Below are 15,997 nucleotides of genomic sequence, written 5' to 3'. Positions count from 1 at the left end.
TGTCTTTAGTCAAAATATTCCAACTTCAATGCTTGTTTTCTATTTTTCGCCAAATTGATTCTTCAATTTATCCATACTTATTTTAAAGATTATTTAAAAACGAAAAACATAATTCTGGCAGCTTCAAAAATAAAAAACGTCAAATTTTTAACAATATATTATTATTTTTCTTATCATTGTAGCACAGTATAGTATAGTACTGCATTCTAACTGTCTAAACCAAAATTATTATGCAAGAAAAAATTACAAAACAAAGATTATTAATTAAGGCATTGTTTACCACTACAATGCTCTTTATAGCGTTATATACTTCAGCTCAGACGTATGAGTTCGAAAATGGTACACGTACTAATAGCGCTGACATACAAAACTGCGATTCCTGTTCCGGCAAAATTGTCGGTAATTTGGGAGGCAACAGCAGTGTATCGACAAACGTTACCGTTTCGGCTGCGGGCTGGTACAATCTTCAATTATTTTATTGTACCGGAGATCCGCGTACCATTCGATTAACGGCTGGTTCGGCGACAACGATATCTATTCCGTGTGATCCAAGCGGAGGATGGAGTACAGCTGCGTCTAAAAACTTAAGTGTATACCTAAACAGCGGAACCACAACGCTGCTTTGGGACAATACAATTTCATGGGCTCCTAATTTAGATAAGTTTGTTTTAACACCGCTTAGTTCTTCGAGTCTTCAAACTATTGCTTTTGGTACAAATAATAGTATTGTTTACAATTTAGCCACTAAAACGTATAGTGTAAAGTTTAATGGAGCTACGGTAATTACAAATGCATCTGCTTACGCAAATAGTGATCAGCAGTATTTGAGCGGTAACTTTGCTACAGCTGTTTATTCATCGGCACCATTTACAGATAATATTGGCAGCGGAACAAAGCATATTTTTACGTTAAGCGGCAATTATACTTTGGGCATGCAGCAAATATTTTATACGTATACCAATAAAGAATATGTGGCGGTACAAGTTGTACTTACCGGAAACGGATCGAACTGCTATAGAATGTCTCCTTTAACGAGTTATCAGGTAACGCCAAATTTTGGTACGGGCGATACACGAGCTGTATTTGTTCCTTATGATAATGATGCGTGGATTCGCTATAATGCTTACACTTTAAACTCAGCAGATTTTACTGCTTCTGAGGTTACAAATATTTACAATAATACGAATCGTAAAAGTTTGGTTATTGGTTCTCTTGAACATACGAAATGGAAAACGGGTATTACGGTAAGTGGCGGCGGTGCATCATCTGCCTACGTTTCGGTTATTGCAGGATGGACAAAACAAGAGATTACAAGAGATAAGCGTGGTCATGGCTGGGTAAATGTGGGTCAAACAAGCTGTCCTTCGCCTAAAGTAATGCTAAATGCAGGTGACGACTGGAGAACAGGTTTTGAAGAATTTGCTCAGGCAAATGCCGCACTGCAACCCAAATATATTTTTGACTGGACGGCTCCAAAACCTATTGGCTGGAATAGCTGGGGCGCTATGCAGACTAATATCAATTTAACTAAAGTTAAGGCTGTAGTAGATTATTTTCATGATGACTGCCCGGCATTTAAAACGCAAGACAATACTTTATTTATAGATCTTGATTCGTATTGGGATAATATGACGGATGCTCAGCTTGCACAGTTTGTTACCTATGCAAAAAGCAAAGGATTTAAAGCAGGAATTTACTGGGCTCCTTTTGTGGACTGGGGAAAATACAATCGTCAGGTTGAAGGAAGTTCATACAGTTATAACCAATGCTGGACAATGGTTAACGGAAGTCCGCTGGAACTGGATGGCGCTTATGCTATGGATCCAACAAGTCCGGGAACTAAAGCCAGAATAAAATATTTTGTTAATCGTTTTAAAGCGGCTGGATTTGAAATGGTTAAAATCGACTTTTTGACTCACGCGAGTATTGAAGCCGATAGTTTTACAAATTATCAGATTCATACGGGTATGGAAGCGTATCAGGAAGGTATGAAATATTTAGTGGATGAAATTAACGGTACAATGCTGGTTGAGGCTGCAATTTCTCCTAATTTGGCAACTGGTCCGTTTGCGCATATACGCCGAATTGCTTGTGATGCGTACAGCAGCATTAGCGATACTGATTATACTTTAAACAGTACGACTTATGGCTGGTGGCAAAACCAGATTTATGATTATCTGGATGCTGATAATGTTGTGTTTGGTAATGTTTCTATTGGACAAAATCGCGCGCGATTATTAAGCAGCGTGGTAACGGGAGCTATTACAAGCGGTGACGATTTCTCTGTTGCCGGTACGTGGAAAGCTACAGGACAGAATCTTTTACAAAATGATGATGTTATGGATGCAGCGCGAAACGATATGCATTTTATTCCCTCTGATGGTAATACCGGAAACAGCGCGGCAACGGTTTTTTATGCAACACATAACAATGTTACTTACGTTGCCGTATTTAATTACAGCAATGCTGCAACAACTAATAATATTAGTTTAAGCCGAATTGGTTTGGGTTCTGGAACTTACAACGTTAAAGAACTATATTCCGGGACAGTAAGCACGGCACAAGGAACTTTAAGTGCGCAGCTTCCTCAGGCTGATGCTGCTTTGTATGCTCTTTATGACGGCCCAATTTTAAGCACTCCTGGCTTTAACTGGGGAATTGCTGCTACAAACTATATTTTCCCTAATCCTGCTTCAACAACTTTCAGGATAAAATTTGATCATACGATTAGCGGACCTGCTGTTATTTCAGTTTACGATATATCAGGTAAAGAAGTATCGAAAACATCTTTGGTTGCTGAAGATATGATTAGTTCAGAAATTCCGGTAAACAATCTTGCAAAAGGTGTTTATGTGGTAAAAGTTTCATCGGCAGATAATAAGGTTCAAAACTTTAAGTTTGTGAAAAAATAAATTGTTGCTTCTAAAAAAATCCCGATTTTCACTTCAAAATGAAAAATCGGGATTTTTTATTTCTGCAAAACAGAACCTCAACTTGTTATTTTAAATTATCCATATTTTTATTTATACAATTAATTACAATAACTTTGCAATTTCATTAAGCAACTTAGAAATAATATGGACATAGTTAAATTTAAAATTACATCAAAAACGATAAAAGTAGAAGTACGCAATTCGAATAATTATGTTTTTAATTTTAATACGGCCTTAGATATTGCAAAAGAAGATAAAGATGTTTTATTGAAACTTTATCATGCATTAGATCTTCTGTTTAAGAAAGAAACTCCTCCGGAAAATAAAAATTACATTTCGCCAAATCAAACTAATATTCTGGATCAGATTTCGGCTGTTGATAATTTAGAAAACGAAGAATAAATAGTTCCCTATAAAAAAGAAGCCCTTAAATTTTTCTATTTAAGGGCTTCTTTTTTAGCATATTTTAATCAAATCGTTCTTTGTATTTTTTAAATAAAGTATTCATTACTAAAAGTACTACTCCAACTCCCAGTAAAACTAAGGCTCTTATAAGGAAATCGGCATTTGATAAATCGAAAAACATTAATCGAATTACACAGACCCCAACTAAGGAAAGTGAAACGTAACGGAAATATTTTTCTTTTAGAATAATTCCGAGAATCAACAATCCTAAAGATTCTAAAATCCAGAAGAAGGTCAAGATTCCTTTATCAAACGAAAGAAATAAAAACAATCCGATGCTAAAAGTAGCCGGATAAATAATAATACTATTTCTTAGTTTAAAATCTTCGATGTATTTGTAAATGATAAAAATATATAAGGCAAGCAAAGCAAATATGATCAGGTAAACGAATTCAAATTTAGCTTCGAAATAATTGAAACTCACAAAAGCCAAATGAAAGTTAGCCAGCAAATAGTAAACAATGCTGATTTCTTTTTTGTTCCCTATTTTTTTATAATAAAGCAATAAATTCACAATAGCTGTCGCCGCCCAAAATACAGGAAGCCATTTGTGTTCCAGCTGTGAAAACATAATAATAGAAAGCCAGATATTTATAGCTATTTGATAATCTATCTGCAAGGATTTAATAAACTCTTTTTTCTTTGTCAGGAAAACTAAAACAATCAATAATACTATAGCCGAAAGTTGTAAAACCCAATCCTGCAAAGTAAAATGATTGAGTACTTTGATGCTGTAATACACAGAATTTAAAATAGATAAAAGTCCAATAACCAATATTGATTCTGAAGCCAATTCTATTTTTTTGTATAAAATCAAACCAAAATTAAGGATTGCCAAAAACATAAATAGTAAAGGCAGATAGACTATTTCTACCTGAATAAATAATAGAGCAATTATCCATAAATTTTGAATTAAAGGTAAAATTGCAATAAACATTTTTCCTTGTTCTTTCTGACTCTTCATCTGCAGATAACTATAAGCGGCAGATATCAATACACATATGGTTTGTGTGATATAAAGGATATTTTTATTCAACGCTTTATCTGCATCAAAAACAGCTAAATAAATACTTAAAAGCACGCAGCCTATCAACAGCACAAAAGAATAAATATTATAGCGTTTCACTTTTTCTGTTTTTTGGAAAATCCAAAAAGTGACCAACGCTAAACTTCCTAAATAAACCGGAATATAATCTATTTGAATACAAGAGAAACCAAAAACCAATGCATTAAAAAGAATGAATTCAGAATTGAGTGTGCCGAAGTTTTTCCAGTCTGAAATTTCTTCATTCGATTTATTCCTGATTTTATCTGCAAACAAAATGTAAACTTCGATAACAGAAAGCCCAACGGCAGTTAAACCAATTTCGGTATAACTTAAAAACTGGGTATTGTATAAAAACAAGGCACTTCCGAATATTGAAAAAGCAAGGCAAAAAAGATACAACAACACTTGATTATCATTAGAAAGTGTTTTTCGTTTAAACTGAATCCAAAGAAATTCGTGATTTAGCAGCGCTGCAGCAAATAATCCAAAAATCAAAACAATATCATTACCTGCTAAATATTTATAAGCAAACAAAACCAACAAAGCATTTAAGCCAATAATTCCGATGGTTTTTATGGTATGCTCATTGGTATAAAATAATTTTACAAACCAGTTCAATGTTATTACAGCAATAATTCCTAAAACAAAAACCAAGTCTAAATTAGATTTAGGGTTTTGGAAAATTAATATTAAACCTGCAATAATGGTTGTGTTTAAAAATAGGAATCGTCCTAAATCAAAAGTATTGGTTTTGAATTTGAATCGTAAAAAACACCACAATAAAGCAAGAAATACAAGAGGATAATAAAACGAAATTTCGATTGTATGATGCCAGCTTACAAAAAACAATGTCGAAAACAGCACAGAGAAAATTCCGTTTAAACTCAAATCTTTCTTAACAATTAAAGAATCAATTTCTAAGAATTCTTTTTTAACAGCACAGAAAACAGGAACAATCAACGTAATTAAAGTCATAACAATCAACGACACAAAAGTACTGGTGCTATTCGTTTGATCAAAAGGTGCATTAACCTGCACAATAAAAAAGCCAAAAATGATTAAACCTAAAATATGATTAAGGCCTAAAAATATTTTATGCAACAAAGTTTCTCCGCTTTTGTAAACGATAAATAAACAAGTGATAACCAAAAAGTACAATACACAGGCGATAACATCAAAACCAACTTTCCAGTCGTTAAGCATAATAATACTTAATGAGAAAAGTAAAAATGAAACCATTCCGTCTAAATGGTACAGCCAGAAAATCTTTTTCTTTCTGGCAAAAAGAGCAGCAAAAAGACAAAGAATTCCCGCAGCAAACAACACAAATATTTTAATTTTACTTCCGGTTGAATGCAAAATTAAACCCAAAGCAAATAAAATCCAGTTGGTAAGATGCGTTATAAAAGCAATTCGGTCAAAGCGTGTATTGGCATAAATGCTTCGGTACTGCATGTACATGCAGCTTAGCGAAACCAAAATAATACCCAATATCGCAAATATATTTTGTGACGGACTGAGACTATGTACTCCTTGTGTAAACCAAATATCAAATATTATAAAGGCCGAAATAACGATCAATAAATGATATTCCCATTTTTCTTTATACGATAAAATAATTCCTGCCGTTGCGGTTAAAGCTGCCAGCAAAAATGTAATCAAGAGTTTTTCTGGAATAACGCATAAAACCAAAATACTTAAAATGACATGAAGCGATAAAAAGGTTTGCTGTTTTATGATATACCCTACATATAAATTTATCGCAATTCCAACTCCTATAAGTGAATATGCGAGCGGAATACTTTCTATAAAAGTAAGCGCCGGAATTTGCGAAGCGCCAAAACATCCAAATAAAAACAAACTTGCTCCGGCACTGCGAAGCCAAAGTCCCGTTTTAAACCATTTTTCTTTTTTCTTTAAAAAGAAATAAGAACCCACTAAAACTCCGGAATAAAGCCAAAGAATTAAAACCCTAAACATTGGCGAAACCTTCAAAGCTGTATAAATGCTTAAATAACCAATTCCTAAAACCATTATGGCGGTTCCTAAAATCCCCGTCCAGTTTTCGGCAAATTGTTGTTCTAGTTTCTTTATAAAAATTGAAAAAGCACTTTCTACATAAACTTCTTCTTCCTTATGCTGAGGTTCGGATTGTGTTTCAAATTGAGGAATTGACGGCGTTTCAATGTTTTCTATCGGCGCAGGAGTTTCTTTTTCTTCAACAATTTTGTTGGTATCGCGAACAGGAATTCCTTGTGAATCAAAGCTTAAAGCAATTTTCTCTAAAGCTTCTTCACTAATCCTATTTTTTTCATTTTGAAGAACATCATCAAAACTACTAACAGGTTCCTGAATAACTGGAGATAAAACTTCAACTACTGGTGCAGGAATTTCTTCAATTTCATTTTTTTGCGGTAAATCAGCCGTAAAACCAGATTGGGAAATCTGTTTTTTAATTTCACTAATTTCATTTTTTAAAGAATTGTAATCTTCTCTGCTTTTTCTATAAAGAGAATCCAGATGTTCGTTTTCTTCTTTTACCTTAGAAAGACTATTAAATAAAACGATAACACAGACAAATAAGATAAAAAGTATAAAGTACTCCATAGTTTGAATTTTGATTTGGCAAATGTAAGAATTTTATACTTGTTTAATTTCTGCCAAATTTCTTCCTAAAATAGAATAGATTTTTGAATTTAAGACTGTAATTAGAATTAAAATAAAAAAGTCAGGTTTTGATAAACAAAAAACCTGACTTTTTTAAAATACTTTGAAAACTACTCAATCAAAGTTTATTATTGATTTGCTCCGCCATTTACAAGTAAATGCTGACCATTTACGAAAGAAGATAAATCACTTGCAAAAAATTCAGCAATATTGGCTACATCTTCCACTTCTGCCAATCTTCCCATTGGACAGCTGTCGATTAATGATTTTCTCAATTCAGGATAACTGTTTTCATCTGCAAAAATTCCAGAATGATCTACCGCAAACGGAATAATCGTATTTACCGTAATTCCTTTATGTCCAATTTCTTTAGATAAAACATCAACCATATATCTTGGCGTAGTTTTACTTCCGCCATAAATCGCCATTCCCGGAATTGGAAAAGCCGTTGTACTAGAAGCGATATAAATTATCCTTCCGTTGTTTTCCACTTTTTTCGCCGCTTGCTGCATTGTGAAATAAGCGCCTTTTGTATTGATAGAAAATAATTTATCAAACTGAGATTCTGTAAATTCTGCAACCGGAGTTTCTACCATTTCGATTCCGGCATTAGCAACAACAATATCTATTTTTCCAAAAGCTTTAATGGCTTCCTCAAATAATCTTTCGATATCGGCAACTACACTTACGTCGGCCTGAACAGCGATTACTTTTACGCCCATTGCCGTAATGTTTGACACTACTTCATCTGCAGAAGCTTTGTCTTTTGAATAATTGATTACAATATTGGCACCCAATGATGCATATCTTTCTGCAATAGCTTTTCCTAAACCTCTTGCTGAACCCGTAATTACTGCGACTTTATTATTTAATATTTTCATGATTTTTAAATTTTAATTGTTGAATGATTTTGATACGATTTGAATTGAAGAATCATTGAGCCAGGCAAATGTAAATCCTGCAATTACCGGAATCAAAAGGCTGACAATAGCCACAAATTCAAGTTCCGGATGTACTCCGAAAATGATTATCAAGCCAATAAACCAAGCCGGAATACTTTTTAAACCTTCTATTTTGGATAAAAAAGCCAATGAACCAATGAATAAAAATACAGCGAGTTGAAAACCTGCAACTCCAATTATGGTTTCAAAAAATTTCGCCGAAACCATTATTCCCACTCCCATCAAGATTCCGAAGATTATTTGCACGAAGACCGGAATAGAAGTTTTAATCGATTTTCCGAATAAATAATAACTTACCCAAGCCAGGAACATCGTCCATGTTGACCATTGCAGCATGAAGGAAACAGTAACCGCAGCAGCGCCAAACAATCCTAATATTATAGCGTTTATGTATGTTTTCATAATTTTAATTTTAAGATTAAGCCATTCCGCCGTTAGCACCAATATTCTGTGCATTGATCCATTTTGCATCATCAGAAGCAAGGAATACCACAACATTTGCAATATCATTTGTTTCTCCAATTCTGTTGAAAGCTGATAATGACGCTAATCTTGCGATAACTTCTTCCGATTTTCCGTTTGTGAATAATTCTGTGTTTGTTGGCCCAGGTGAAACGGAGTTTACGTTAATTCCTCTTGAACCAATTTCTTTAGAAAAAACTCTTGTCAATTGCTCCACAGCAGATTTTGTGGCTACATAAGTGGCGTAACCCGGAAGCATAATACGATTTACAGAAGTCGAAAAGTTGATAATACTTCCGTTATCAGCCAGTTTTGTAGCTGCTTCACGCATCGTATTAAAAGTCCCTTTTACATTGATATTGAAGTGACGGTCAAAATCTTCATCTGTAGTATCTTTGATTAATTTAGTAATCATAATACCAGCATTGTTAATCAAAACATCGATTTTACCAAAATGAGCGATACTTTCGTCAAAAAGATTTTTAACTTCTGCTGAATTACTTACGTCTGCTTTAATGGCTAAAGCCTGACCTCCGTTAAAATTAATTTCCTGAGCCAGTTTTTCGGCAGGTTCTTTACCTCCCGCATAATTAATAATAACTTTTGCTCCTGCCTGAGATACTTTTAATGCAATTGCTGCTCCAATTCCTCTTGACGAACCTGTAATTAAAACTACTTTGTCTTTTAAATTTTCCATGATGATTTATAAATTTTGTTATGTCATTATCGACAGTACAAAATTGCAAATAGACTGGAAGGTGGTTGTTGCGAAGATTACAGATTGAAATGCAAATTTCAAAGCATACTATAAATCTGCCGACTTTCTATATTCCTCAGGCGAGGTTTTAGTGTTTTTTTTGAAGTAATTACTAAAATGTGACGTTTCTATAAAACCCAATTTATAGGCGATTTCTTTAATAGAAAGCGTAGAATTTATTAAAAGTGATTTTGCTTCTGCAATCAATTTCTCCGAAATCCAGTTACTGACCGATTTTCCGGTTTTACTTTTAATAACATTGTTGAGATAATTTTCATGAAGGTTTTGTGCCAAAGCATAATCTTTTACCCGAAGCTGTTTATCTGTTTTTCCGTCGAGTAATTCCCTAAAATGCTGTTCCAAATTTTTCTTGAAGTTTTTTACAATTTGAGAACTTTTATTTCCTTCGTAAATTGGATTATAATTGTTCCAAAAAGCTTCTTTTATCTTCAAAAGTAAAATAACCAAAAAACTGCCAATTACTTTATTTTTTATGGAAGATGTTGAAGCGAATTCTTTTTCCATTTGAAGATAAATCGTTTCAAACTCTTTAAAATCGGTTTCATTCAGGTTTCGCGGATAAACTGTTTCAGACAATAAAAAAGGAAATTCTTTGAAGATATCCGTATGAACATTTTCTTTTAAAAAGCTTTCTGTAACTGTTATCAAATAAACATCAGTAATCTCATCCCATTCAAAAGATTTAAAATGCCCCGGATTTGTAAAATATACAGTTCCCGGTTCTGTAATAAAAGAAACATCATCTGTTGTATATTTCCCTTTTGCATCTTTTACAAATAAAAAAGAAAAATAACTCGGTCTGTATCCAATCGATTTAAAAGGCAGTACCGGATGCAGATCTTTTAAATTATTGATTGTTAAACCGTCATTGTCAATAATTTCATTTACAGGAAGTCCCATGTTTTTATAGGTATCATGTAAGTTTTTAAATAAAATTATTTCTTTAGACATTGGTTTCTCTTTGTAAGTTCAAGCGAATATAAGATTTTTTCAGAAAAGCCCATTGGTTTCGTTTTCAGCTTTCTGAACCTCTCAACAAAATAACTTTGGACTTTTCAACAAAATAACTTTTCTGCATTCTCCTGAAATTTGCCCTATAAAAATACAATCGATGATACAATCAAATCAAAAAGTATTAGTTACCGGCGGAACAGGTTTTGTTGCCATACACAGTATTTTACAATTACTCAACCGCGGTTATAAAGTGAGAACAACTGTTCGCTCGCTAAAAAGCAAAAAAAAGATTTTTGAAATGCTCGAAAACGGCGGCATTACAGATTTTAGTGATTTAGAATTTATTGAAGCTGATTTAACCAGCGATAATAACTGGGCAGAAGCGATGAAAGATTGCGATTACGTTTTACACATTGCTTCGCCTATATTTTTAAGATTACCCAAAAACGAAGACGAAATGATTCGTCCTGCGGTTGACGGAACTTTGCGTGTACTAAAAGCCGCAAGAGATGCAGGTGTAAAACGTGTTGTTATGACATCCAACTTTGGCGCTGTGGGCTACAGCCATAAAGATAAAAATTCACTTATTACCGAAGAAAGCTGGACAAATCCTAACGAAAAAGGACTTTCGACTTATAATAAATCTAAAGTTCTGGCAGAACAAGCTGCTTGGGATTTTATGAAAAATGAAGGCGGCGCATTAGAATTTTCTGTAATAAACCCAATGGGAATTTTTGGACCTTCATTGAGCCCGGATTTATCAAGTGGTTTTGAATTGCTTAAAAAATTATTAGACGGTTCAATGAAAGCAATTCCGGATATCAGATTAGGAATTGTCGATGTAAGAGATGTTGCCGAATTACACATTTTGGCAATGGAAAGTCCCGAAGCAAAAGGACAGCGATTTTTAGCATTATCCGGCGGCACGATGTCATTACTGGAAATAGTAAAACTGCTGAAAGAAAAAATGCCGTATGTAACCGAAAAGGCATCAACAAAATCTTTGCCTACCTTTATAATACGTTTAACGGCATTGTTTAACGATCAGGCAAAAGCCATTTTACCTTTGGTTGGAATTTATCGCAATGCCAGCAACGAAAAAGCAAAAACAATATTAGGCTGGAAACCCCAAAGCAATGAAGAAGCGATAACCGCCACAGTAATTAGTTTAATAAAATGGAAATCTCTTAAAATATAAAAGATGAAAGTAATTATAACCGGTGCCACCGGAATGGTTGGCGAAGGCGTTTTAATAGAATGTCTTGAAAATAATCAAATAGAAGCTGTATTATATGTGGGAAGAAAACCAAGCGGAAAATTGCATCCTAAATTAACGGAATATCTTGTTCCTGATTTTCTTTCGCTAAAAAGCGATGATACCAAGCTTTCTGGTTATGATGCTTGTTTTTATTGCGCCGGAATTAGCAGCGTAGGACTTGACGAAGCACAATACACTTATATTACGTACGATACAACGATACATTTTGCAGAAGTTGTACTCAACCAAAATCCAAATCTTGTTTTCAATTTTATTTCGGGATCGCATACAGACAGTTCTGAAACCGGAAAAGTAATGTGGGCGCGTGTAAAAGGAAAAACAGAAAATGCTTTACAAAAAATGTCTTTCAAAGCGCAATATAATTTCCGTCCGGGATTAATGAAACCCGATCCAACGCAAATTCATTTAAAAGGATTTAATAAATACATCAAATTTCTGTATCCAATTATGGGATTATTTTATACAGGCTGCGAAACCAGAGAAATTGGCCGCGCCATGATTTCGACAGCACGATTCGGATTCTCTCAAAAAATACTGGAAGCCATTGACATTAAAAAAGCCGCGAACTAAAAATGAAAAAACGAATCCTAAAAATTATCAAAAGAATACTAATTGTTCTCGTAATCCTAATTCTGATTCTTGGTTTCAGCACTTGGTTGTATATGCAAAAAGCAACATTTGGAAGTTTACCTTCAGACGAAAGTATGGCTCGAATTGAAAAATCATCACATTATAAAAATGGTGAATTTCAAAATAATACGTGCACGCCAACATTTGCGCCCGGTTATACTTTTTGGAGCGTAATAAGAAGACAGCTTTTTGATAAAAAAGTTCCAACTGAACCTACAGGAAAAATTCCGTCTGTAAAAAGAGATTTGAAACATTTACCTGCAAATCAGAATTTGTTGGTTTGGTTTGGGCATTCTTCTACCCTTTTGCAAATTGACGGAAAGAAAATTTTAATCGATCCCGTTTTTAGTGATAATGCATCACCAATTCCAAATAGTGTAACCGTTTTTGCAGGAACAAATTCGTATCATGTTGAAGATTTACCCGAAATTGATTACCTGTTAATTTCTCACGATCATTACGATCATCTTGATTATGAAACTGTTTTGGCATTAAAAGACAAAGTCAAAACTGTAATTTGCGGTTTGGGTGTTGGCGCACATTTTGAACGCTGGGGTTATCCTCAAAATAAGATTATAGGAGAAGACTGGAATGATTCCATCACGGTTGGAAAAGATTTCACGATTCACACACTTCCGGCAAGGCATAAATCCGGACGTGGATTTACACAAAACCAATCTTTGTGGGCGTCGTATTTAATTAGTTCCCCAAAAATGAAAGTATTCTACAGCGGCGACGGCGGTTACGATACGCATTTTGCCGAAATTGGAAAGAAATTTGGCCCAATCGATGTTGCTATTATGGAAAACGGACAATACAACAAAGCGTGGCATTATATCCACATGCTGCCCGAAGAAACCCTTCAAGCGGCGAAAGATCTAAACGCTAAAAGTGTTGTTCCGGTTCATAATTCAAAATTTGCGCTTGCCAAACATAGATGGAATGAACCGCTAAACGAAATCACTCGTTTAAATGAAAAATATCACATTCCGCTGATTACGCCTATTATGGGAGAAATCGTTAATTTTGATAGTCCTAAAATTTTCCAACAATGGTGGAAAACTAATCCTGAAAAATAAACGCTTTATGAAATATACAGAAATCAAAAGTTGTTATATAGGTCCCGAAATATCGCCGGAACATTTTATTTCAGAACATTTCTTTTTGTATCTGGCAAAAGGCACTATTGAAGGTTATGACGGAGTTAGCAAATACAACCTAAAACCAGGCGAATATTGTATTGCCCGAAAAAATCATCTCGCAAGATACAACAAACAAAAACAAGACGGAGAATTTGAAAAAGTCGTCGTAATTTTTGATACGGCGTTTTTAAAAACTTTTGCCGCAAAACATAAAACCAAAGCTCAAAAAAGTGAAGATGAAGCGGTATTTTTTGCTTTAAAGAAAACAAATCTGGTTCCGAATTTCATTCTTTCCTTAATGCCTTATTATAATGATGGCGGTGAAATCGATGAGACTTTTTCGAATATAAAACGGGAAGAATTGCTTTTGATTCTTTTAAAAGAAAATCCGCAACTGACAGATATTTTATTTGATTTTGCACCGCCGGAAAAAATAGATTTAGAAGCTTATATGAACCGAAATTATAAGTTTAATATCAGCATGGAACGTTTTGCATATTTAACCGGAAGAAGTATTTCTGCTTTTAAACGTGATTTTGCCTCCATTTTTTCAGATACTCCAAGCCGCTGGCTGATTCAACGCAGACTAAAAGAAGGTTATTTTTTACTGGAAAAGAAAGGCAAAAAACCTTCTGACATTTATCTTGAACTCGGTTTTGAAGATCTCTCCCATTTTTCTTTTGCTTTTAAAAAGAAATATGGGTTTTCTCCTTCAGATGTTTTGAAATTGGCGAAGAAAATTTAAAAACGCTATAAATCAACTTTTTAAAACAAAGCTTTTACTAACAATTTAATTTTATATTAGCGGTAACAAAAATCTCAAACCTTTTTCATCAAAATAGATAAATGAAGAATTATTTTTTTATCCTTTTTAGTATACTACTAATTTCATGTCAACTTGAAAGAAGACCAAAAGGTTCATTCTTTGATTTTGTTCCAAAAGAAGACACCACCTGCTTAAAGGATATATCTGAGGCAAAAAAAGATTTAGAAAATGGAAAACTGACCTACTGTCATTATTCTGGAAATATAATTAGTCACTATTTGCGTTCACAAAAAGAGTTAATTAAAATTCTGAAAGAAAATAATATTGACTTTAGAAATGAAGGATCTTCTTGTATTGTCTACGATGACCAGACTGAACATTGCTATTGCAAATTAATGGAGGAAAAGATAAATCAAAAATATGGCGAAAAATTCATAGATTCTTTGCTAAACATTGCTGATGAAAAGTACTTAATGAATCACATTAACGATACACTATATTATGCAGATTGTGACACGAGACCAAATTATCCAAATGATAAAGACGACAGTAACGATGAATATAGTGAAGTGATGCAAAATGAAATTGATCGGACACTCATTTATCCAAAAGGTTATATACAAAGACCCAACTATGAAGTTTCTGCATTTGTGGATATTTCATTTAATGTAGATAAAAATGGTAATGGAAAAATTAAAAATTTCTGGTTTCTATTTGATATAAAATCAAATCATAAATTTGAAAAATATTTTGAAAGTGAATTAAATAGGATAATTAAGAGAGAGGGTTGGAAACCAGCACAAATAAGAAAACAAAATGTAAATTCTAGTATGGTAATGCGCTACGGATTTAAATAAAACACAAATACCACATGTCAATAACAACAGAAGCAGAATTAATCGGAATGAAAAAGGCAAGCGAAGCTGTAGCTTACGCTTTGAGAGAAATGAGGAATTATGCCAAACCCGGAATTTCAACAAAAGAATTAGACGATTACGGCGGAAAAATCCTGAATGATTTAGGCGCAAAATCGGCACCATATGTAACGTATGGATTTCCCGGCTGGACTTGTATCAGCGTGAATAAAGAATTCTGCCACGGAATTCCTTCTGATAAAAGAATATTGAAAGAAGGCGATTTAATCAATATTGATGTTTCGGCAGAATTAAACGGTTTCTTTTCAGATAACGGCGGTTCGTTTGTTATTGGCGAAGATATAAACCGTCATCAAAAACTGATTGAAGCTTCAAAAGAAATTCTGCATAAAGCAATTCACAATATAAAAGGCGGCGTTCGTATTTCTGATATCGGTTTTATAATGGAAACCGAAGCTAAGAAAAGAGGTTATAAAGTCATCAAAAATTTAACAGGCCACGGAATTGGAAGAGGTCTTCACGAAGCACCACACGAAATAGCCAATTACAGAGATAAATTTAACTTAACAAGATTCAAGAAAAACTCTGTTGTGGCAATTGAAACTTTTATTTCAACAACTTCTACAATTGCCGAAACTTTACAAGACGGCTGGACAATGGTTGGCAACAAGGGGGGTTTTATGGCACAGCACGAACATACCATTGTGGTTACTGATGGAAAGCCAATTATTTTGACAGAAATGAATGAGATTTGGAATTAAAAATTCTGAATCACATGTAATTTTAAAAAGCGTCATTCAGTTATCATTCCGTAGGAATGTTTCATTGGTAGAAAAAATAGAATTTCGCCACATTAACGTTCCATAGGAACGTTTCATCGGTAGAAAAAAATAACGATTGACCGCATTTACGTTCCGTAGAAACGTTTGATATATTAGATTATAAAAAACGATGTCAAAATCAAACGTTCCTACGGAACGTAAACGGTGATAATAATATAATTTTTCTACCGACGAGATGTTCCTACGGAACAAAG

General features: G+C 33.9%; 13 protein-coding genes. 8 read left to right on the top strand and 5 right to left on the bottom strand.

Annotated elements, in window-relative coordinates; all coding sequences use genetic code 11:
* Positions 1-230: 230 nt before the first annotated feature.
* Positions 231-2,912: a T9SS type A sorting domain-containing protein gene (locus FLAPXU55_RS08860; protein ID WP_235992010.1), complete on the top strand. Its 2,682-nt coding sequence runs from the start codon at positions 231-233 to the stop codon at positions 2,910-2,912.
* A gap of 165 nt (positions 2,913-3,077) precedes the next feature.
* On the top strand, positions 3,078-3,335 hold the full coding sequence (locus FLAPXU55_RS08855; RefSeq protein ID WP_053474453.1) for a hypothetical protein: 258 nt from the start codon (positions 3,078-3,080) through the stop codon (positions 3,333-3,335).
* 64 nt (positions 3,336-3,399) lie between these two features.
* Here the strand turns inward: FLAPXU55_RS08855 and FLAPXU55_RS08850 are convergent, their stop codons facing one another.
* The 5 genes from FLAPXU55_RS08850 to FLAPXU55_RS08830 form a co-directional block, all read right to left on the bottom strand.
* Positions 3,400-7,053 carry a DUF2339 domain-containing protein gene (locus FLAPXU55_RS08850; RefSeq protein ID WP_180857370.1) on the bottom strand — a complete coding sequence of 1,218 codons (3,654 nt, stop codon included), beginning with the start codon at positions 7,051-7,053 and terminating at the stop codon, positions 3,400-3,402.
* Positions 7,054-7,241: 188 nt separating this feature from the next.
* Positions 7,242-7,994, bottom strand: a complete 753-nt coding sequence (locus FLAPXU55_RS08845; RefSeq protein WP_073486371.1) for an SDR family oxidoreductase — start codon at positions 7,992-7,994, stop codon at positions 7,242-7,244.
* 12 nt (positions 7,995-8,006) lie between these two features.
* The gene (locus FLAPXU55_RS08840) at positions 8,007-8,477 is read right to left on the bottom strand and encodes a DUF1097 domain-containing protein (protein ID WP_180857369.1); all 471 of its coding nucleotides are present in this window, start codon (positions 8,475-8,477) and stop codon (positions 8,007-8,009) included.
* A gap of 16 nt (positions 8,478-8,493) precedes the next feature.
* A complete protein-coding gene (locus tag FLAPXU55_RS08835; RefSeq protein ID WP_180857368.1) occupies positions 8,494-9,234 on the bottom strand; it encodes an SDR family oxidoreductase in 741 nt (246 codons plus the stop codon).
* Positions 9,235-9,342: 108 nt separating this feature from the next.
* Positions 9,343-10,266 carry a helix-turn-helix domain-containing protein gene (locus FLAPXU55_RS08830; RefSeq protein ID WP_180857367.1) on the bottom strand — a complete coding sequence of 308 codons (924 nt, stop codon included), beginning with the start codon at positions 10,264-10,266 and terminating at the stop codon, positions 9,343-9,345.
* Between the two features lie 160 nt (positions 10,267-10,426).
* Here FLAPXU55_RS08830 and FLAPXU55_RS08825 point away from each other — a divergent pair, with 160 nt between their 5' ends.
* The 6 genes from FLAPXU55_RS08825 to map all read left to right on the top strand — a co-directional run bounded on the left by FLAPXU55_RS08825 (position 10,427) and on the right by map (position 15,722).
* The gene (locus tag FLAPXU55_RS08825; protein ID WP_180857366.1) at positions 10,427-11,467 is read left to right on the top strand and encodes an SDR family oxidoreductase; all 1,041 of its coding nucleotides are present in this window, start codon (positions 10,427-10,429) and stop codon (positions 11,465-11,467) included.
* Positions 11,468-11,470: 3 nt separating this feature from the next.
* Positions 11,471-12,118: a Rossmann-fold NAD(P)-binding domain-containing protein gene (locus tag FLAPXU55_RS08820; RefSeq protein ID WP_180857365.1), complete on the top strand. Its 648-nt coding sequence runs from the start codon at positions 11,471-11,473 to the stop codon at positions 12,116-12,118.
* A gap of 2 nt (positions 12,119-12,120) precedes the next feature.
* The gene (locus FLAPXU55_RS08815; protein WP_180857364.1) at positions 12,121-13,257 is read left to right on the top strand and encodes an MBL fold metallo-hydrolase; all 1,137 of its coding nucleotides are present in this window, start codon (positions 12,121-12,123) and stop codon (positions 13,255-13,257) included.
* Positions 13,258-13,264: 7 nt separating this feature from the next.
* Positions 13,265-14,065 carry a helix-turn-helix domain-containing protein gene (locus tag FLAPXU55_RS08810; RefSeq protein ID WP_180857363.1) on the top strand — a complete coding sequence of 267 codons (801 nt, stop codon included), beginning with the start codon at positions 13,265-13,267 and terminating at the stop codon, positions 14,063-14,065.
* Between the two features lie 101 nt (positions 14,066-14,166).
* Entirely contained in the window at positions 14,167-14,943 is a 777-nt protein-coding gene (locus FLAPXU55_RS08805; RefSeq protein WP_180857362.1) for a hypothetical protein, read from the top strand.
* A gap of 14 nt (positions 14,944-14,957) precedes the next feature.
* Positions 14,958-15,722 carry a type I methionyl aminopeptidase gene (map, locus tag FLAPXU55_RS08800; protein ID WP_180857361.1) on the top strand — a complete coding sequence of 255 codons (765 nt, stop codon included), beginning with the start codon at positions 14,958-14,960 and terminating at the stop codon, positions 15,720-15,722.
* Positions 15,723-15,997: the final 275 nt, after the last annotated feature.

It is taken from the genome of Flavobacterium panici, from assembly GCF_903819335.1.
Taxonomy (GTDB): Bacteria; Bacteroidota; Bacteroidia; order Flavobacteriales; family Flavobacteriaceae; genus Flavobacterium; species Flavobacterium panici.
The sequence above is the reverse complement of the archived record's forward strand: the minus strand, read 5'-3'. Positions and strand labels throughout refer to the sequence as shown.